Source organism: Rhodococcus sp. 24CO (genome assembly GCF_050586165.1).
In the GTDB taxonomy this organism is placed as follows: domain Bacteria; phylum Actinomycetota; class Actinomycetes; order Mycobacteriales; family Mycobacteriaceae; genus Rhodococcus_F.
In genome coordinates, this window is the sequence record NZ_JAZFNF010000005.1 from 490026 (window position 1) to 509993 (window position 19968).

Consider the following 19968-nt stretch of genomic DNA (forward strand, 5'->3'; position numbering starts at 1 on the left):
TGAGTCAACCGAGGCGAAAGATAACATATATCAGATGCAGCTTGCTCTCGTAGAATCCAACTCCTCGAGATCACCAGAACTCGATCCGTCAGTTTTCGGAAGCAATGCACCAGGCTTTCCAATTAACAACACGACCAACTTGTCCCTTGCTCGGGTGGCGGCGACATAAAGCAACGACCTTTCCCACTGAAGCGCGCCCTGGCGCTCCCCTCCGGAAATGAATCCACCATATAGGATCGGGGAATCGTATTCGCCAGATCTTGCCAACGACTCGCATACAACTGCGATCTCCGGATCTTGTCCGATATGTCGGCCATCACCCGCCACTTCCGCGGGATCAACCAGCACCACATTATCCAGAGCGATCGAGAATGAAGCCAGAGTGCCGCGAACCACATCGAAAAGGTCCAACACGTGGACTATGTGCCTATCAGACGTCTGTTCAACGGAGGGCACCAACCATCCCTCGTCGCTGACCTTCACTATCGAACCGGGGGCAATATTGAACGGACGGTCGACCTCAGATTCGGCGCAGGCAACTGAGGTAGCAATGACTGTCACGCGTGATGGTCCTCTCACATCAGGCCGTACCGGCCAACTGTCCAAACCCTAGCGGTCGGACAATGGCACGCGATATCTTCCAAAGGTTATGGAGTGGAAACAATCACGTTGGTCGCCGCGGCTGCCCACAGGGCCGTCAAATTGCCACTGCAGCATCGAGATCCAGGCCGCCTTCCACCATGAAGCCCGGGACTGAGGTCGCAACGGCTGTGTCCTTCGTGCCTGGCCGTTTCCAAGTCCCGTTAACCTTCTTGTCCAGCTGCGCGGTCACCGGCAGCTGGCCGAATGCTGCAGCCAACGCATGGACAGCCAGCCTGGGCGGCATAGCATTGCCCACTTGCTGAGCCCAGCCTTGCTCCACCCATTTGTAGTCGAGGGGGAACGTTTGCAACCGACCAGCTTCGGCGGGAGAGAACCGTTTCTGTTCGACTCCCATGTGGTCGACAATGCGGTTACGCGATATCTTGCCGGTCACCGTGGCCGACGGTTGCTCCGATGTACGCCGCCCACGCGCAGAGGAAATGCCGCCCGAGCCGTAGTTGGACACAACCTCGAACCACTTGCCCCGCTCCAGAGCCGAACCCATGCTTTCCCATGGCAGTAAATGCGATTCTCCGGTTCCACGCGCCATTCCCGCTCGGTATGCCTGGTGCGTGGGCACCGGGTGGATCGGTGTCACCTTCCGGTTGGCGAGCAGCACCGCTCGGCGTCGGGTCTGCGGTACGCCAAACTCTTCGGTTCGCAGGACGGTGCACACAACTTTGTAACCGAGCGACTCCAGAACCGGCTTCATCGCCTCCCACACAGGGAGGACCGTCTGGACCTGTTCGAGGACTACCGCTTCGTACGGTCGACCAGCAGCGTGCGCCTGTAGGACCCACCGGAGCGGTTCGAGCACCAGCCCAGTTCGCTCGTCATCGAGCCCCTTCAGTGACGATGACACGTCTTCAGACCGAGCCATTCGCTGCACGAGTTGCAGAACGTCATCGAGCGCATCTCGGCCGCTACCAGATCCCGCCACTGTGAAGGTTTGACATGGAGGCCCCCCGGCGAGGACTGTCTCTTTCGGAAAGTGACCCGGACCTAGAGTACGAACGTCACGATTCCTGGTTTTCAAGCCGGCCTTCTTGCGCGTCGCGACGGCTTCATCGTCCCATTCGACGCCGACGGCACTCATTCCAAGCCAGGTTGCAGCCACGTCGATACCTCCGGGCCCGGCAAACAGGTCGACAACCGAGTGCGTGGACAGATCACACGGTGCGCTGCGATTGTCTTCCATAACGGCGAAGTTTACGACACCGATGGTCGAACCCCAGCCACCACACAGCAGCTTTGTCACCTGGTCATCGTAGAGTCTGTGTCGAATGAGGATTCGCCCGCGACGAACACCACCGCATCCGAGATGTAAGGACCGACGCACCTCGTGGCCAAAGTAATTGCGACCAAAAACCTCAAGTGCGGCGCCGGAAAGTCCACGATGACGGCTGCGCTCGCCGAGTTCGTGGCCGGCGTGTTCGGAAGCGCGTCCTCCTGATTGACCTGGATCCACAGACCAATCTCACAACGATGATGATCGGGACCGAACACTGGCACGAGCTCAATAACGCCGGTCGCACACTCAAAGCACAGTTCGAACAGGCCCTCGATTCGCAAGCGTCAAAGTTCGACTTCGACGATGCAATTCAGCGAAACGTGTCACCGCTGGCATGCTGCAGAAGTACCGCGCGAACACCAACTGGCACCGAAACACCATCCAGCGCTTGCAGAACGCGCTCCTCGACTACGACGCATTACTCGAAATTGGCCGTTATCGACCTCGTGGCATCGTCACTCGACAGCAGCTACTTGGACGAGAATTCGCGCTGAGCGACGCTACAGCGCCTTCTTGCGCCCGAGAACTCACCCGGCACTCCTCTGCGCTGCCGACCGAACAACACCACAAGAGACTATCCGTCCGGTTTATGCGTGCGCTGGTACCCACACAGTCCACTCGGCAGACGAACTCCCTACTGAACGGCCTCGAGCGAGACTTCACGAAAAATCGCGCGCACGCGATCGTCCAACTGATCATCGCTCAATATCGAGAAGTCCATGAACGCCATCAACCGACGCAGTCTGGGCACAGCGTCTCGGAGAACCTTTCTCCGTCCTCCCCCTCCTCCGCCTTCGATCAGTATGCGAGCGATCGAACGAGCAAGAGGAGTTACTCCTGCTATCGACCTGCGTTCGGTAATCTGGTTGAGATCACTCTCCGAGAGTTTGCGCAGGAGCGAGTAGTCCGCGACGCCGTCGACCACTGTCGCGAATGTCATTGCCTGCCACCACAAGCGAGCAAACATATGACGTGTCAGGTCAGTTGCGATCCAACGTTCAATGTTCTCTCCAGGGAATCGCCATCGGGTGATGTCAGGCATCGCCACGATTGCGAGGAAGTTCCACACTCCTCGGTGAGCTGCCTCCACTGACGTGATCTGCATAGTCCGATGAATCTCTTCTGCAGCAACGCGATCAAAGCGAATCAGGTCCGCATTCCCTACCTCGCTCGGATATCCACAATCATGGGCAATTGCTCGAATCGAGTCTGCCAACTGTTGTACACCAGACTCGCCGATACGCTTCCCGCCACTCGCCGCATACGTCATCTGCGAGTGCGTGGGGCGCGCCGCCCGTGCCATGTGTAAAGGATCTCCATCGAGCTTTTGCAATTCAACTACTCCCGACGCGAGACTCAATCGGGGCCACAGCTCGGTCATGAGAGCAACCTTCCAAATCCAATCGAACGTGCACCAGCCACAATCGAACTGTGCAAATCCATTGAGGAGCCCAGGATTGATTCGGCGGTCCACGCAGTGGGGTCAACAAGCACCCTAAGAGCAAGAGCACGAGCAGTGGCACCGAATGATTCGCTATCACAACCTTCGAGCTCATCCCAACGCGCCAGCGACCATCGGACGATTTCGTCCACCAGGCCTTCTTCCATCTCTTGAATGAGAACCAATTGCTCGTCCGTATGGTTCCTCTCCCTCTGGACTGCCTTGACCAGCTTCTTGTCCAGCGGATTTATCAGGAGCAGCAATGCCCCCATCGCAGGCTCGTCCGGACTCAGTGGCATTCGAAGATGCCAGCTGGCTCCCTCGTCGATGCCGAATGCGTCGAAATCGACAACCTCCGTAGGAAACATCGCTTCGGAGCCGGTGAGACGAAGTGCTTGCTCGTCGTTCCAGAGGATTGAGCCCGCGTGGCGTGCTTCTCCCACAAGCGGACTCAACCGATCCCTTTCGAGAACCAGTTTCCTGGTCAAAGCGATAGTTGCACCGGCATATTGCGGATCGACTTCAATCTCGACATCGAAACGCCCTTCCGCGAGGGGCACACGCTTCGCCGGTCCGACTAGGTAGGTGTCCAATGCTCGCCACCCGAAGTAGAACGCCAATGGCGAACCATCATCAAGCCTCGTATGCGCACGGATCATCAACGGATCCGCATTTATGGTGCAGCGCAAGCGGAGTCCTGACCGATAGTCCCAATTCTCGATAGCCTCTCCCAGTGGCTCCCACTCACCTTCAACCATCCGTGACCAAATCGAGGGCTCAATGGTCTCGGAATTCGGCACCAAGTATGGACGAACGTCTTTGACGGCCATCAGCTTTCATCCTCGACAACAAAAGTTAGCCGCACAACCGCATCCCGAGGTGGACGGACTGAAACGACCCATTTTCGAGAGTCGGCACGTGCAACAGAAATCTGACTTCCTACCCGATGTTCACCCGTTTCGAGACATGCCCAGCCCACGACCTCTGCCGGTTCCAGAAGTCCCCGCAACTCAATACCACCATCGATCACAACGATGGGTTCCGCAATCACCAACTTCGTTGTGGGCCAGGCGGGTAACTCGACCGTGGCAACCACGAGCGCATCGCCGTCGTGCACGATCAGTTGCGGTCCCTCCACGATCCTTGGCTTGACAGCCGAACGGCTACCGGATCGCCCTGACCGGCGGCTCCCGTTTCGATTCGGCTGCCCTGCGCCATCTCCGGATGCGCCTGCCACAAGTCCTGACAAGCGACCCGCGAGCGGTGCCAACGCAGCTTCGTGATGCAAATCAGCATCGACATCTCGAACCGAAGGCTTGAGCTTGCTCTTCACGTAAGTAGCTCCGAGACGAACTACACCCAATGCTGTGCCATGTAGCCCACTCGTCACCCAATCATCGTGAGTGGGGGGCTCCGCATCCGAGAAGTACCGATCGGCATCGATGCCAGCTTTGAAGACTGCGCCATACTGAATCGCTTCATCCGGATGAGGATCTCCAGATACGTAATTTACGACCAGATCGGCTTGACGCATTCGCGCGCAGTGATGTGCGGCACCGCTGAATGGGGCTGCCAGAACCATCAGATAATTCTGCTTGATAGGAGCCATCGACTCAACCTTCGCGAAACGGCCGATCTCCTGAGGTTTGGTTCTCCGAGGAGGCACATCGTATTCACCGTCAAGCGATAGCTTTCGATACGCATCGACGAACGGCTTCAATTCGATCGTTGCAGCTGGATCGGGTATCTGGATAGAGAACCCCTCGAACTTCACTGAACACCTCAGGCGGTTTTCCACGCCTTCGATCATCTTCGGCCACAGGTTCCAAAGCATGGTCGAAGCGATAAACTCGGCAGCAGACTCAGGTGTCCGTTCCTGCTCTGCCTCGCCGTTTCGAACTGCTCCCAGGTCAACATCGATGATCGCTACGGTCGTACCTGTTTGACCTTCGGCGAACGTCGGCAGGCCAAGAGACATTGCCATCTCTTCGGCATCGTCATCGACCAGCGCCTGCGCGATTCCAGTCTCTAGTGCACCAAGCCAGTGACGTCCGGTGTAGCGAACGCCCTTGTCTTGGAAACCATCTCCCATGGCGGCACCGATCAATCGACGCTGCGGCTTGCCTCGAAAGATGCAACGACTGTCAGCCACGATCACATGACACCGACTGACGTTGTACAGAATTCCTTTGCCGAATCCGTAGGAGCCCCCACCCAGGTCGACTCCCTTTCTCTCACCTACATTTCTGATGAACTTGACGAAGTCCGCTCGCTCACCTTCAAGCGGAGGTTCATCTGCTCGTAGAGGACCACCAAGGCCAGTCGTGCCACGATCGGAAATCGTCAAGATGGTCGGCTGTCGGTCCAACGCTTCAGCCAGACCAAGCGACGCCCCTACCGGTCCGGGGAGAAGGAACTCCCGCCACCGTTCGAGCCTATTGCCTGTCAGTTGACGAATCTGCACATTGAAGTCAACGTCCTGGCCGGGAAGCGCTGCATCGCAGCTATTTTGGGCCGCTTCGCGAATGAGCACGGTGAGCGGATCCAGCTTGGGCTTCCCGAGTTGTCGACGGATACCTTCCGAAGCGGTAGATCCCTCGGCGGCGACCCGTTGTGACCACCACTGTGATCGCTCCGCAGCCTTTGATTTTCTCAATTGGACTCCGCACCTACCAGCTCATCGAGTTCTTCCTGATCAGATTCGATCTCGGCATCGGTCAAATCGACACTTACGTACGTCTGGGCAACCGGGCTTGTGTCGTCAGCAGCACCGGGGAAGACGAGAGCCACGCCGATGACGTCTTCAACCGCATTAAGCGGCTTCCTTGAATCCATGTTCTGCTCCAGCGGTTCTGACACCGGATCGATCGGATACAAGAGAAGTAGGCCCTTCCGGTGCACGGTTGCATCTTTGTCACGCGCATCCATCAATGCGCCTTCACTGAGCTTCCTCGCGACAGTCTTGGGTATGAAGTCAACCGCACGATGATCCTTCGACATCAGAGTCTTGATATCAGCCCGCTCGAGACCGTCATCTTTGAGCTGAGATCGAATGATCCGACCGAAGTCGAACCCACCCAGCCTGACAAACCCCTTCTCCTTCCCTGGCTCTGCAGCCAAAATTGCCAGGTTCCATTTGTCGAGCCTATTCTTCCGTCTTTGCTTCACGACATACTTGGTGATCAACTCAGCGTCGAGATCGGGCGAATCCTTATGCACGTGGTAATCGCCTAAGAATGTCAGCACATCGTCCGCATCGACATCGCGAAAAAGCACGGAGCCGGAGTCCAGGACGTCGCCTTGAATTCCCTTGGTACGAACTCGCGACACGAGACCGTCTGCAGCATCCTTGTTGTGTAACAGCCATTCCGAGTCCTGCGTGCGGAAGTAACGCGTCTGAACCCTCCTGCCGCCGTACGACGCGTATGCGGGTATCGCGGCGCCCATCTTTGCTGTGATTCTGAGCGTGGGATGAGTTCTGATTCGAACGCCGAACTCCGTGGGTGTCAAATCTTCGGACTCGTATCTCTCGATGTCCAGCCGAATTTCACGCTCCACTGTCGCCAAGTGGCGGAACCACTGCCGCAGTTCCTCGGTCATCCAGATCCTGGGCAAGTCTTCGTAGCCTGGCCTGAATCCGAACCACCTTGCCATCTGCAGCAACGTGTCGTAGGCACCGGCCGCGCGGACGAAGTAACTGACAGTCAGCCCCTCCAACGTCAGACCGCGACTGAGCGTGTTCCCTCCGACCGCGATAGCGATTTGACCGTCAGTGGAGTAGTCGAGGCGGTCATCGCTTCGGAAATTGTCAATGACGATGCGACAGACCGACAAGACATCTTCGACCTTCGCCGACACCGCCTCGAAATCGATTGATTTCAAATCGAATTCGGAAGAGCGTACCTTTCCCGTCTCGGATTCCCATTGCGCTCGCAAGCGATCCTTGGTCGATGCATCACCGGCAGCCCATTTTTTTGAAAGCCTCTCCACGTATGCATTCAATGGCCCCTTGAACTGGCGATGGATGTCCGTCTTCACCGAGGTGTGGATCAACATCGTTGAATGCCCGGCGTCACCGCGCGCGCGTCGCGCAGCCGTAGAAAGTACAAACCAATCGAGCGCACTCTCCAAGGTAGGCGGAATCGAGGGAATGAAGGATGCAGCGGCCGTCTTCCCCAGCGGACGTACGTCGTCGACATCTTCATCGGGGATGATGCGCACCATGTTGGAGCCATCGAGATCCTTCCCGTTCGCTTCGTCCCCCTCAACCGCATCCCGACCGAATATCTTTTCAGTGCCGAAGTAACCCTTGGGTTCGGGAAGATTGAGGATGAAGTCCTTGGGGTAAAGGTCACCGCCAGCAGGATCGATCAGTATGTTCGCAAACGGTGTTGCCGTATAGCCGATGTACGTACTCTTCGGCAGCTTCTCGATGATGCCCCGAATCAAAGGATTGATGGTGCGAGTCTCCACACTTGCCTGATCGGCCTCATCATCGATGATGAGTGTCGGCACATCCGTGAGCGCTCGTTGCTTGACTGCCGGTTGCAACCACTTGTCCAAACGGCGCAGCACTGCAGCATTCTTCTTCACGACGGCAAGGATTACGCCACTGTCATCAACATGGAGCAGGGCCGTCGACTGCATGACGGGCGCCCGGAAGTCATCGTCCGCATTCGTCAGCTGCTTCCACTTGGTTGGCGTGAGCTTGTGCAGCTGCTCATCGAGGCGCTCTTGGGTCTGTTTCCGAAGCCCATTGTGAATGCCCGATAGCACGATGATGAATTTATAGCCGACGTCCGCTGCCTTCGCGATAACAGCGGTGAAGTTGGTGGTTTTACCCGATTGCACATACCCAACAACGAGCCCTTTCGCATCCCACGATGATTCGTTAGGACGCGGCGTATAGGCAATGACTTTGTTGGACGAGCTATCCAACGATTCGACCCGATCGGCCGGCCACGACAAATCCCCTCGAATATAACGCTCGAGTGCAGGCCAGTAAGTATCAGCGCCCGCGTTCGGACCCGCATACCAAGGCTCGCGTGGACCATGGATGATCGGCGGACCAGTTCCGATCACTCCGGAGATGTTTTTGCGATACTCCGCTTCGAACTCTTCGAGCTCTTCCTCGCTGAGCCTGCCTTTGAAACGCTTGAGAGCTGATTCCAACGACGTCTTTCTCGCCCAACCCGCAAATACATCGTAAAAATCGTCCATCAACCCCATACCTCCCGTGTCGCCTCGCGACTGAACGGTAGCGTAGAAATCGAAAAGGTTGCGCTAGAAACGATCCGTAAGGTCTGAATCCGACGCACGTCAACGCAGCGAACTGAGCTGTTGCAAACAACTCAGGGCCACACCCGAACTACCGGCCGGATTTCGATGACAAATCGGGACACAATCAGGGTGAAAATCACCAGTACTCGTTGTGCTAGCCGAAAGCCTGTCGATCGAGATATGCAAAGGCGCTTTCGCAAGCGAGCAGGCTCAGCCGCCGTAGACCTCAGGGTCCAAGGTGCCGATGTATGGGAGATCGCGGTAACGCTCGGCGTAGTCGAGTCCGTAACCGACGACAAATTCGTTGGGAATGTCGAAGCCCACGTCACGAACGTCGACGTCGATCTTCACTGCGTCGGGCTTGCGGAGCAGCGTGACGACCTCGAGCGACGCGGGATTCCGGGTCTTGAGGTTGCGCATCAGCCAGGAAAGCGTGAGACCGGAGTCGATGATGTCCTCGACGATCAGCACGTGGCGGCCGGCGATGTCCTTGTCGAGGTCCTTGAGAATGCGGACGACGCCCGAAGACGAGGTCGAGGATCCGTAGGAGCTGACGGCCATGAACTCCATCTGGGACGGGATCGGCAGGGCGCGGGCGAAGTCGGTCATGAAGAAGACCGCTCCCTTGAGGACGCCGATCAGCAGAAGGTCCCCTTCGGGGGCGCCCACCGGGTAACGCTTGGCGATTTCCTCAGCCAGTTCCGCCGTTCGCGCTCGGATCTGTTCCTCGGAGATCAATACCGATGCGATGTCACCCTCGTACACGCTTCAAACCCTTCGTCGGTCTTCGAATCCGAGGATCAGCCTGCCACGTCGACGAACCACCACCAACCTCGACTCCGGGGTTCCACCACCGATCGCGACACCACCTTGCCCCCGCCAATCCGCAATCAATGCGTCGACGGCTCGTAATTGCTTGTCCGTCAATGCTTTTGCACCAGTACCGAGAAGCCAGGTCCGGAGAACGCGTCGTCGGATCGCGCCGGCCGATTCGGCAAGTGTGTCCACTTCCACTTCTCCGTCGACCACAGCGCGAAGCAGTACGGCACCTGCAAGCGCGTCGAGGACCTGCCCGTCCTCACGCAATTGTGTGGCGGTGCGGGCCAGTGCCTCGGCAACTCCGCCGCCGAGAATCTCTTCGAGTAGCGGCAAGGCCTCGTGCCGCAATCGAACCCTCGTGAACTCGTTGTTAGTGTTGTGTGGGTCCTCCCACGGCGCGATCGACAGGTCCTCGCACGCGGCTCGGGTCACGCCGCGTCGCACGCCGAGCAGCGGCCGGCCCCATGGATCGTCGAAGGCCTGCATTCCTTGAATGGATCGACCACCGGATCCGCGGGCCAGTCCGAGAAGCACCGTTTCGGCCTGGTCGTCGAGGGTGTGTCCGAGTAGAACCGGTGCATTTCCCCGGCTGCCGTCCAGTGCCTCGTAGCGCGCATCGCGGGCAGCGGCCTCCAGGCTGCCGTTGCCGTGGACGTCGACAGTGAGTACCCGCGCCGATCGAACTCCCAGAGCCAGTGCCTGATCAGCGGCGGCGCGCGCGACGACGTCCGAGCCATCCTGCAGACGATGGTCGACGATCAGCGCATCCACCGACTCCGCTTCGGCCACTGCAGCGGCAGTGAGCGCCAAGGAATCAGCACCACCGGACAGCGCCACACACACCCGGCCGTGCGAGTGGTAGCGACGCAGCCACCCCCGCAACGCCAACCGCAATTCCAGCAGTGACGCAGTTTCAGGCAGCACCGTCTAACCGAGCACGCGTGTCACCCACGCGTCGGGATGGTCGATCTCGTCGAGCAACGGCAATGTTTCCGGGCCGGTCCAGATGGTGTTGAACTGCTCCATCCCGACTTTGAGAACCACAGCGTCGACAAACGCTTTGCCGCGGACGTACTGCGCCATCTTGGCGTCCATCCCGAGCAGCATCTTGATGATGCGCTGGACCGGATTGGACTTGCGTTGCCGACGCTTGTCGAAGGCGGCGCGAATCGTGGCGACGGACGGCACCACAGCGGGCCCGACTGCGTCCATCACATGATCGGCGTGACCTTCGAGCAGAGTGCCGAGAACCAGCATGCGATCAAGTGCGTCGCGTTGCGGTTCCGCCTGCGACGCACGCAGCAGCCCGATGATTCCGCCGGGGGTGGCGTCACCGTCTGCTGCAGGGTCTTTCCTGGACCGCAGTTCGGCAGTGAGACGCCCGACCACATCTGTCATCGACTCGTCGACGCTCGCGCTCAACGTTTCGACGGATTCCTTCATGTAATCCGCCAGCCACGGTGACGACGAGAACTGCACGCGATGCGTCACCTCGTGCAGGCAGACCCAGAGCCGGAAATCACTCGGGTTGAGTCGAAGCGAACGCTCGACGGACACGATGTTGGGCGTGACCAGAAGCAGTGTGCCGTTTTCGCCGGTAAAGGGGTCGTACTGCCCGAGAATTGCCGACGACAGGTAGGCGAGCATCGCCCCAGCCTGCAAACCCGCGGGTTTGCCGACCAGCAGATTTCCGTTGCCGTCCGGATCGGCGCCGGTGAGATGGGCCATCGACCGCGACGCCGCAGTGATCCAGCCGGCGCGGTCGAGAACGTCCGCTGCCGGGACAGGCAGGCCGTCGGCCAGACCGGTGACATCGCGCACCGGCAATTCGGCGCGCTTCGACGCGTCAGCCAGCTCTGCGGTGGCGGTTTCGGCGGTGTAGCGCGACATGGCCGGACCACCGCGAGCTAACTTGATGCCGGCCTTGGTCGCGAGACTCCAGTCGACCGCTCCACCCAGAGTTGTCGATTCGTTCTCTGCTGCCACTATTGGCACCCGCAATTCCTCAATGCTCCGGCGATGGCGTCCAGAGCCGGACGACTGACTTCCGGTGGCCGATCGTTCGACATGAGCGCAAAGGTGAGCACTCGTCCGTTTTGATCCACCACAAAACCTGACAACGCACTAGCCGTCGACAGAGTTCCCGTCTTGGCACGCACCCAGCCTGCGCCGGTTCGGTTGCCCGACGCATATCGGTCGGACAAGCTGCCGGTTCCTCCGGCAACGGGCAGGTAGTCGAGCAGCGGCCGCAGCTTCGGGTCGCCGTCTCCTGCTGCGGCGGTCATCACTCGATCGAGAACCTCCGCGGGGATGAGATCGTCGACGGAGAGTCCACTGGAGTCGAACAGCGTCACACCGGTGTAGTCGAAGCCGGCAGCGCGCAGAGTCTTCCCGGTTCCCTCCACTGCCCCGGTGAACGACGCTTCGGTGCCTGACGCAATCGCCACCTCACGACCGATGGTCTCGGCAAGCACGTTGTCGGAATGTTCCATCATCTGGATCAGACGGTCACTGAGCGGTGCAGACTGCACGCTCGCGATCGGCTTGGCACCGGCGGGCGCGGTTCCTGCCGAGACCTTGGCCGCGTCGACGCCCAGTGCCTGAGCCAGAACCTTGCCCGCGTCCAATGCGGGCGTTGCCGAACGGGGTGATTCGTCCATGGAGCCGTCGAATCGACCGCCCTCGATCATCACCGATTCGATAGGTGTGATGTATCCCGCAGCGATATCGGCCGGGAACCATCCCTGCGCCATGGTGTCGCCTTTGAACAGACCGCCGTCGACGACGATGCTGTCCACCGGCGTTCCCGAAGCTTTGATCTGATCGACGAGATCGGCAATATGCGCAGCGTTTGCGTAGTACCCGCTCTGGCCCTTCGGCGTTGCGGTCAATGTCGGGTCACCGCCACCGACCAGCACCAACTGCCCTGGCGCTGAACCCTGGACCACTGTCGTCGACAGTCGATGATCGAGCGGCAATGCCAGCAGCGCAGCAGCTGCGGTCAGCACTTTGGTGGTGGATGCCGGCGTCATGGGCGTCGACGGGTCGGCGCTCCACAGAACCTGTCCGGTGAGCGCATCAGCGACGACGCCGGTGAACTTCCCCAGATCGGGGTTGGCAACAGCCGGCCCGATAGCCGCGGCAATTCCAGCCTCCGACGGTATCGGCGCGTCTGCCGGAACCGGAACTACCTGCGGCGACGGCGTCACCGGGCTCGGTTGTGGTGATGTCGTGACAATCGCGTTCTGCGTGGGTTCTTCGGAAGTTCCCAGTGCGACAACCAGCACTGCCGCGATCGCGACTACCGCGACCACACACACCGCCAGCAGAATGCGCACTGTGCGTCGTTTGCGCTCTTCCAACGAGCCGATCTTTTTCTTTCCCTGGCCCGCCAACGCCCCTCCGTCTGTGCTCGCCCTGCTGGGTGGTCAGCCAACCTTATCCTTGACCCGATATCCTTCCGGACGAATCATTACCGACACGACAGCGAGGAATCGGCGTGGAGTTCGACGTCACCATCGAGATCCCCAAGGGTCAGCGCAACAAGTACGAGGTCGACCACGTGACCGGCCGCGTCAAGCTGGACCGTTACCTCTACACCGCCTTCGGCTACCCGGCTGACTACGGATACATCGAGAACACCCTCGGCGAGGACGGCGATCCTCTGGACGCCATGGTTCTGCTGCCCGAGTCGGTGTACCCCGGTGTAATCGTCGAGGCTCGTCCCGTTGCCATGTTCAAAATGGTCGACGAAGCCGGCGGAGACGACAAGGTTCTGTGCGTTCCTGCAGGTGATCCGCGTTGGGATCACATCCAGGACCTCAGCGACATTTCGCAGTTCGAGCTTGACGCGATCAAGCACTTCTTCGTCCACTACAAGGACTTGGAGCCGAACAAGCACGTCGAGGCTGCAAACTGGGTCGGCCGCGCCGAGGCAGAGGCCGAGGTCGAGGCTTCGATCAAGCGTCTCGCTGCCAACGGCGGTCACTGAAAGATCTGCGCACAAAAAATCCCCGCTCACCTTCCGGTGCGCGGGGATTTTTGTTTGTCTACTCCCCGGTGAAGACCGGCGGGCGCTTCTGGAAGACCGAGGTGATGGCTTCCGTCAGATCCTGCGACGGCAGGAACGCCGCGTTCCAGGCTGCGACGTACCGCAGGCTGTCGTCGACGCTCGCGCTGCGCGAATGATCGAGCACGTCCTTGATGCCATGGACGACGAGCGGCGGATTGAGCGCAATTTCCTGAGCAGTTGCGCGGGCTGCGGCAAGCACGGCGTCCGCGTCGTCGAACACGTCGTTGACGAGGCCGATCTTCTCGGCGCGCGCAGCGTCGATGTCCTTACCGGTCAACGCGAGTTCGCGCAGGTGTCCGTCGCCGATGATCGCAGGCAGACGGGCGAGGCTGCCCATGTCCGCAACGATGGCGACCTTGACCTCGCGGATGCTGAACTTGGCGTCGGCACTTGCGTAGCGAATGTCTGCTGCCGTGATGAGGTCGACGCCGCCGCCGATGCACCAACCCTGAACTGCGGCAATCACCGGCTTGCGGCAATCTGCGACAGCGTTGATGCCGGACTGCATGCGCTTGATCATGTCGTGGAACTTGGTTCGCGGACCGGCCTGAGCCTTGTCTGCGAGCACGGCGCCGAATTCGCCGCTCATCGCCGGCAGGTCAAGACCGAACGAGAAGTGATTGCCCGAACCGGCGATGACGACGGCACGCACATCGGGATCGGCGTCGAGGTCCGCGAAGATCTCGGGAAGTTCACTCCAGAAATCCGGGCCCATCGCGTTGCCCTTGCCCGGGCCGATCAACGTGACCTGGGCAATGTGATCTTCGCGCTCGACGGTGAACGCATTCCAGCTCTTCTGTTCGCTCATTACTCAAGAGTAACCTCGAGTTGCGATCAGCCGAAGAGCCCGGCCTCATCCAGCACCAAGATCACAAGCGACACCGCAATCAGCGCCCACATCGTCTGCATCGCGATCCGCGCGGCGCGCTCGCTGGTCGGAGGAAAAACCCGCACCGTCGGGTGCTCTTCGATGTACTGAGCCAGCGGGACGGTCCGCACGCTCGAACTTCTCGGATGCCTGGTCTCCACAGTGGTAGCCATTACACGATCCTCTCGACTCCGCATTGTCGTCGCAGGTTCCAAAACTCAAGCCTGCGGCGAAGTTCGACAACTTCAATGTAGACCCGCTTCCCGAAGAATTCAGCTCGAGATTCCTTCGAATCCTCTGAGAACCGAAAACGCTGAGAACCGGAAAACGGGTACCCGGTTGATCGGGCCTGCGCACGAGGAGCGATCACTATGGCGACGACCGCCGAACCGAACACTCCTGAACGACGGCTGAGGTCGTGGCTGCTCGCGGACATCACCGAAGAACCCGGCGGACACCAGGGCCCACATCGCATCACGTCAAAGCAAGAACATCGCCACCCGTGGTGGAAAGTCATGTGTCTGACCGGGGTCGATTACTTCTCGACGCTCGGGTACCAACCCGGGATCGCCGCCCTCGCAGCCGGCACCTTGGCCCCGCTGGCAACGGTTGTGCTCATCCTCCTCACCCTGTTCGGTGCGCTACCCGTCTACCGACGCGTGGCACGGGAGAGTCCGCACGGCGAAGGTTCGATTGCCATGCTCGAACGATTGCTTCCGAAGTGGCGCGGCAAGATATTCGTCTTGGTGTTACTGGGATTTGCCGCAACGGACTTCCTGATCACGATGACGCTCTCGGCTGCGGACGCAACCGCTCATCTCGTCGAAAACCCTTTTGCACCAGCATTTCTCTCCGGACAGAGCATCGCCGTCACACTGATCCTTCTGGCACTGCTGTCAGCGGTGTTCCTTCGCGGTTTCACCGAGGCCATCGGCATCGCGGTAGGACTCGTCGCGGTTTACCTGACGCTGAATCTCGTGGTGATCGGCGTGAGTTTGTGCCACATCGTGACCGCGCCCGCAGTGGTCACCGATTGGACCCGAGCCATGTCGACGGAACACGGCAATCCCGCGATGATGATCCTGATCGCTTTGATCGTGTTCCCGAAACTTGCTCTGGGCCTTTCGGGTTTCGAGACCGGCGTTGCGGTGATGCCGCAGATCGAGGGCGGGCGCCGCGACACCGAAGCGCAGCCGGAGGGCCGTATCCGCGGCACCAAACGTCTACTCACCGCAGCGGCCTTGATCATGAGCGGGTTCTTGCTGACGTCGAGCCTGGTGACGACAATCCTCATCCCGGAGAACGAGTTTCAGCCGGGTGGCGCTGCGAATGGGCGCGCCTTGGCGTTCCTTGCTCACGACTATCTCGGACAGATATTCGGCACCGCCTACGACCTCAGCACGATCCTCATCCTGTGGTTTGCCGGTGCATCCGCGATGGCCGGCCTCCTCAATCTTGTTCCCCGCTACCTCCCCCGGTACGGAATGGCCCCGTCGTGGGCTCGCGCGGTCCGCCCACTCGTGCTCGTGTTCGGTGTAATCGCGATCACCGTGACGTTCTACTTCGATGCAAGCGTCGACGCCCAGAGTTCCGCGTACGCAACCGGCGTGCTGGTTCTCATCTCCTCCGCGGCGGTGGCAGTGGCCCTGTCCGCCCGTAGGCGTGGAATTCGAAAACTGTTCGTAGGCTTCAGTTTTGTTGCAGCGCTCTTTGTCTACACGACAATCGCGAACATCGTCGAACGCCCGGACGGGGTGAAAGTTGCATCGTTCTTCATCGCTGCGATCTTGGTCGTATCCCTCCTGTCGAGGGTCTCGCGCGCGTTCGAACTGCGCGCCACATCCGTCGAATTCGACGACACCGCTATGCAATTCATCACCGAGGCCACGCACCGGGGTTACCTCGCAATTGTCGCGCACGACGCCGCCCACCTCAGCGAAAAGGAGTACCGGGTCAAGGAACTCCAGCAACGGGTGCACAGCAACATCCCCCGAGGTGAATCGATCATCTTCATGGAAGTCAGCGTCACCGATTCCTCCGATTTCAGCACGGATCTTGTTGTCCACGGTCGACGTCGCGGCAGACACCGCGTCCTGCGGGTGGACAGTGCCGCCGTGCCCAACACCATCGCAGCCGTTCTCCTGAAGGCTCGCGATCTCACGGGCGTCATTCCCGATGTCTACTTCGAATGGTCCGAGGGAAGTCCGCTGACCAACCTGCTTCGGTTCCTGTTCATCGGCGAAGGCGAAACCGCTCAGGTGACCCGCGAGGTGCTGCGCCGCGCCGAACCTCGACGCTCCCGCCGGCCTCGTGTTCACGTCGGTTGAACGGATTTCCCACGTGTTAAGAACCTGAAAATTCGAGCTGGCAAACCTTCCCATTCGCAGGTAAACGTCGGATCATCGATGGTGATAGCACATCTAGTTAACCCGTGGCAGGACGCCCAACACTGCCTCAGGAACCGACCGGGAGGGCACATGCTGCTACATCAGTCGATCGGGTTGGAACGCTTCAACGAACTGCCCCGCCCGAAGGCAATCCATGCGCTGTACGAATGCTGTTGCTCGATGACGTGGGCGGGATGGGTCAGCGACGGCCGCCCGTATGCCGGCTACGCGGAGATCCTGGCGCGAGCAGAGGAAGCACTGCTCAACTTGTCCGACGCAGATGTCGAAAACGCCCTGCACTGCCATCTGCCCGTCGGCGTCCGCGCTCAAAGTGTGCCGTCCCACCTCGAACAATGCGCGATCTGGGATTCCGACGAGTCACTGATGGCAACCGTTCGCCGAGCCGGTGAGGAATACGAGTTGACCTTCGGGTTCCGTTACATCTGGTGCTCGCACGGGCACGATGCCCAGGATCTCCTCGAGAACATCCGTGTCCGTCTGACCAATCCGGCATCCGTGGAACGCAAGATCTGCGTCGACGAGTTGGCAAAAATCACATGTACCCGGATCGAGCGCATGCTCGGCCCCGAGGACGGTTACCCGGAGTTCTAACCGGGAGTTCCGACAAAGACAAAAGCGGGTGCGGTGCCACTGGCACCGCACCCGCTTTTCTGCGAAAGAACTTCGGCGATCAAATACTCAGAGGTCGAATTCCGAGGGAGCGATTCCCACCGCAAAACACATGTCCCGCACTACTGCGCGCTCATGCTGATCGAAGTTGCCGTCGGCGCCGCCGATGATGATGCCGATCTGAATGACCGCGCGAGCCTGATCCTGCTTGGACTTGAGCTTGGAAATCGCCGCGGTTGCCTCGAGCTTTCCGAACTCGAAGTCCGACGTCAGCTTGCTGCAGTACCAATCGAACTGCTGACTCAACTCGGCAGGCGGGAAGACCGCCAGCGACTCGTTGCTCATGATCAATGCCGACGTCTTCTGACGCTCCGCCGGGTCGATCGAGCCGTCTGCGGCCGCGATCAACGCGCACATCGCCATACTTGCGTTCTTGAACTCCTTGTTCTGGAACTGGCTCGTCTTGGTCTTGAGCTGGCTGTTCATTTCCTGAGCCTTAGCCTTCAGCTGATCCCAGAATGCCATGAGTCTCCTCGGGTAGAGCCGCCACGCACCGCGCGTAGTCGTACCAACCACTTTGCCTGGGAGCCCAGAATTTTGCCATCCACCCCTCGATTAAAACCTGCCGGTAGGTTCTTATATGCTTGCGGACCTGCATGTAGTCAAGATCGAGGAGCACATCCGTGACCGGGTCGCCCGAACAACCCGCTGCGCCGCCACGCGATCCCGGTCTTTCCAGCCGCGAAATCGAAGTGCTCCGGCACTGGCTCAAATCCGACAGTAAAACCGTCGTGTCCACGCAGCTGCTCATCTCGATCGGCACAATCAACACACATCTGATGCGAATTCGAGGGAAATACGCGGCCGTCGGTCGGCGAGCCCCCACCAAGATGAGCCTGCTGGCACGTGCATTGCAGGACGGGATTATTACGCTCGACGAACTCTGATCGAGTCAGTGTTTGTCGAACGCGGCAAAGAGTTGCGGTTGCGTGGCCGGGTTGAGAGTGTCCGGAACCAAGACCCAATGCGAGCCCGTCCACGGATCGTGCACGTCGATCTCACCGGCCGCCGGAACGTGGCGGCACCCGTGTGCCAAGGCCACGATGCTCTCCTCGGTCGAACTCGACTCGTCATCTCCGACAAGCAGAATCGACAATCCGATCATCGGTCCGTGCTCGGCGAGAAACATGATCGCCTCGGCGTCCTGCGCCGAATACCCGTGCGGGAAGTCGCCGAGTATCAATAGTCGTGGAGTGCTCGGACCGGCGTCGTGAGACATCGCGAATTCCTGGCCACTGTTTCTTGCCAGCCCCGCCAAATCCACGGCCTGAGCCAATTCGGTCAACCGCGCTGAAATCTCCTGATGCGTGCGAATCACCGGGCCGGCCAACTGCGCCGACAAACGGTCCGTCAGCAACGTGTACGACCCGGTCAGATCTACGACGTCAAGCAACGGCATGGGTCCGGCAGCCATGATTCGGAGCGTCAACGCACTGACCACAGCGACCGCAGCTGCCCCGGATGTGCTGTCCACCCAGATCGGCCGTGGCAGCGGGAGGGGCATGCAGTAGGGCACGCTCAGCGAACTTCGGTCAGGTGCGGACAACATGCCAAGTCGCACACCATCACTCGCTGTCAGAGATTCCGTGGCCGAACCCGCCGCCCATACCGGTGATTCCCAGGACGCCATCGCCCGCGGTATCACCGAATCCACGACGGTCAGCTCATGGGCCAATTGCGCGGAATCTCGCGCATGGCTCTCGCGGGCTGTCGCCACCAGTTCGTCGTGACGCTTCTGCGCAGCTTCGCGGGCGGCAATACCGGCCGGCGAGTTGCGGGTGCTCGCGTCAGCTACCGCTACGGACAGTTCCTCGTCCAACCTCGTCATCGCGTATTCGCTACTCGATATCAGCGACGCCGCCGACCTCGATGCGTCTTCGAAGATCATCCACATACGTTCGAGTGCGCGGCCCTCTTCGACGGGCTCCACGACGTGATCTTCGTCCTTGGGCGCAGTCGGGCTTCCTTGTTTTGCCGGTGCATCGTCGACCTCGACTCCGTGAACACCGATGAGTTCGGCCAGACCACCCGCATAGCCTTGTCCGACTGCTCGAACCTTCCACGCGCCGTTTCGCCGGTACAGCTCCCAGCAGATGACTGCGGTCTCCGAACCTGCGGTGGGAATGTCGAATTCGCCGAGTACCGAACCGGATTCATCGCTCAGCCGCGCAGACAACCCGGCAACCCGAAAGGCCCCGGCTGCGGCGGCACTCGGATCGACACTCACGATGCACAGCACTGCCGCCGCATCGGGGTGAAGACGATCGAGATCGACCCGGACGACGTCGCCCGTCAGCTGCACGCCTGCCGTCGACGGCTGGTTGTAGAAGACAAAAGCATCGGACGAAAGGGCTTGCAGGCGCGTATCCGTCACCATCGCAGACACGTCGAACGGTGTCTGGCTGGACGCACGAAACGTCACGACGGATGTTTGCAGCGGCGCATTCTGTCCAGGAACGAACTCCACAGTCACAGCCG

Annotated in this window: 18 protein-coding genes; 4 read left to right on the top strand and 14 right to left on the bottom strand. The window is 59.8% G+C overall.

The features are described from left to right. Nucleotides 1-30: 30 nt before the first annotated feature. From V2B23_RS15215 to dacB, 10 genes are all read right to left on the bottom strand, one after another. Entirely contained in the window at nt 31-561 is a 531-nt protein-coding gene (locus V2B23_RS15215; protein WP_430951096.1) for a hypothetical protein, read from the bottom strand. 136 nt (nt 562-697) lie between these two features. After that, nucleotides 698-1900 carry a DNA cytosine methyltransferase gene (locus tag V2B23_RS15220; RefSeq protein ID WP_430951097.1) on the bottom strand — a complete coding sequence of 401 codons (1203 nt, stop codon included), beginning with the start codon at nt 1898-1900 and terminating at the stop codon, nt 698-700. A gap of 667 nt (nt 1901-2567) precedes the next feature. Beyond that, nucleotides 2568-3314 (bottom strand): DUF6339 family protein, encoded by a 747-nt coding sequence (locus V2B23_RS15225; protein ID WP_430951098.1) that lies wholly within the window; start codon nt 3312-3314, stop codon nt 2568-2570. Then, nucleotides 3311-4204, bottom strand: coding sequence for a hypothetical protein (locus V2B23_RS15230; protein WP_430951099.1), 894 nt, complete (start codon nt 4202-4204; stop codon nt 3311-3313). The genes V2B23_RS15225 and V2B23_RS15230 overlap by 4 nt, the downstream gene beginning before the upstream one ends. Beyond that, nucleotides 4204-6030: a hypothetical protein gene (locus V2B23_RS15235; protein ID WP_430951100.1), complete on the bottom strand. Its 1827-nt coding sequence runs from the start codon at nt 6028-6030 to the stop codon at nt 4204-4206. Before V2B23_RS15235 ends, V2B23_RS15230 begins: the two co-directional genes overlap by 1 nt. Next, nucleotides 6027-8594 carry a Z1 domain-containing protein gene (locus V2B23_RS15240; protein ID WP_430951101.1) on the bottom strand — a complete coding sequence of 856 codons (2568 nt, stop codon included), beginning with the start codon at nt 8592-8594 and terminating at the stop codon, nt 6027-6029. Before V2B23_RS15240 ends, V2B23_RS15235 begins: the two co-directional genes overlap by 4 nt. A gap of 270 nt (nt 8595-8864) precedes the next feature. Continuing rightward, nucleotides 8865-9419, bottom strand: a complete 555-nt coding sequence (hpt, locus tag V2B23_RS15245) for a hypoxanthine phosphoribosyltransferase (RefSeq protein ID WP_430951102.1) — start codon at nt 9417-9419, stop codon at nt 8865-8867. 3 nt (nt 9420-9422) lie between these two features. Continuing rightward, nucleotides 9423-10397, bottom strand: a complete 975-nt coding sequence (gene tilS, locus V2B23_RS15250; protein WP_430951103.1) for a tRNA lysidine(34) synthetase TilS — start codon at nt 10395-10397, stop codon at nt 9423-9425. 3 nt (nt 10398-10400) lie between these two features. Beyond that, on the bottom strand, nt 10401-11468 hold the full coding sequence (locus V2B23_RS15255; RefSeq protein ID WP_430951104.1) for a zinc-dependent metalloprotease: 1068 nt from the start codon (nt 11466-11468) through the stop codon (nt 10401-10403). Next, nucleotides 11459-12868: a D-alanyl-D-alanine carboxypeptidase/D-alanyl-D-alanine endopeptidase gene (dacB, locus tag V2B23_RS15260; RefSeq protein WP_430951105.1), complete on the bottom strand. Its 1410-nt coding sequence runs from the start codon at nt 12866-12868 to the stop codon at nt 11459-11461. Before dacB ends, V2B23_RS15255 begins: the two co-directional genes overlap by 10 nt. A 104-nt stretch (nt 12869-12972) precedes the next feature. Between dacB and V2B23_RS15265 the strand changes: the two genes are divergently transcribed. Beyond that, on the top strand, nt 12973-13464 hold the full coding sequence (locus tag V2B23_RS15265) for an inorganic diphosphatase (RefSeq protein ID WP_033236312.1): 492 nt from the start codon (nt 12973-12975) through the stop codon (nt 13462-13464). Between the two features lie 58 nt (nt 13465-13522). On the opposite strand, the gene V2B23_RS15270 is transcribed toward V2B23_RS15265, so the two are convergent. Together V2B23_RS15270 and V2B23_RS15275 are read right to left on the bottom strand one after the other, a co-directional pair. Then, a complete protein-coding gene (locus tag V2B23_RS15270) occupies nt 13523-14353 on the bottom strand; it encodes a crotonase/enoyl-CoA hydratase family protein (RefSeq protein WP_430951106.1) in 831 nt (276 codons plus the stop codon). Nucleotides 14354-14379: 26 nt separating this feature from the next. Beyond that, complete coding sequence (locus V2B23_RS15275) at nt 14380-14586, bottom strand: hypothetical protein (protein WP_430951107.1); 207 nt, start codon at nt 14584-14586, stop codon at nt 14380-14382. A 198-nt stretch (nt 14587-14784) separates the two neighbouring features. On the opposite strand from V2B23_RS15275, the gene V2B23_RS15280 reads away from it, so the two are divergent. Together V2B23_RS15280 and V2B23_RS15285 are read left to right on the top strand one after the other, a co-directional pair. Then, nucleotides 14785-16740, top strand: coding sequence for an amino acid transporter (locus V2B23_RS15280; RefSeq protein ID WP_430951108.1), 1956 nt, complete (start codon nt 14785-14787; stop codon nt 16738-16740). Between the two features lie 150 nt (nt 16741-16890). Continuing rightward, nucleotides 16891-17412, top strand: coding sequence for a 2-oxo-4-hydroxy-4-carboxy-5-ureidoimidazoline decarboxylase (locus tag V2B23_RS15285; RefSeq protein WP_430951109.1), 522 nt, complete (start codon nt 16891-16893; stop codon nt 17410-17412). Between the two features lie 87 nt (nt 17413-17499). On the opposite strand, the gene V2B23_RS15290 is transcribed toward V2B23_RS15285, so the two are convergent. Further along, nucleotides 17500-17955, bottom strand: a complete 456-nt coding sequence (locus V2B23_RS15290; protein ID WP_033236309.1) for a tellurite resistance TerB family protein — start codon at nt 17953-17955, stop codon at nt 17500-17502. Between the two features lie 158 nt (nt 17956-18113). On the opposite strand from V2B23_RS15290, the gene V2B23_RS15295 reads away from it, so the two are divergent. Beyond that, nucleotides 18114-18377, top strand: a complete 264-nt coding sequence (locus V2B23_RS15295; RefSeq protein ID WP_430951110.1) for a helix-turn-helix transcriptional regulator — start codon at nt 18114-18116, stop codon at nt 18375-18377. Nucleotides 18378-18382: 5 nt separating this feature from the next. Here V2B23_RS15295 and V2B23_RS15300 read toward each other — a convergent pair whose 3' ends face one another. Continuing rightward, the gene (locus V2B23_RS15300) at nt 18383-19963 is read right to left on the bottom strand and encodes a TerD family protein (protein ID WP_430951111.1); all 1581 of its coding nucleotides are present in this window, start codon (nt 19961-19963) and stop codon (nt 18383-18385) included. Nucleotides 19964-19968 lie beyond the last annotated feature (5 nt).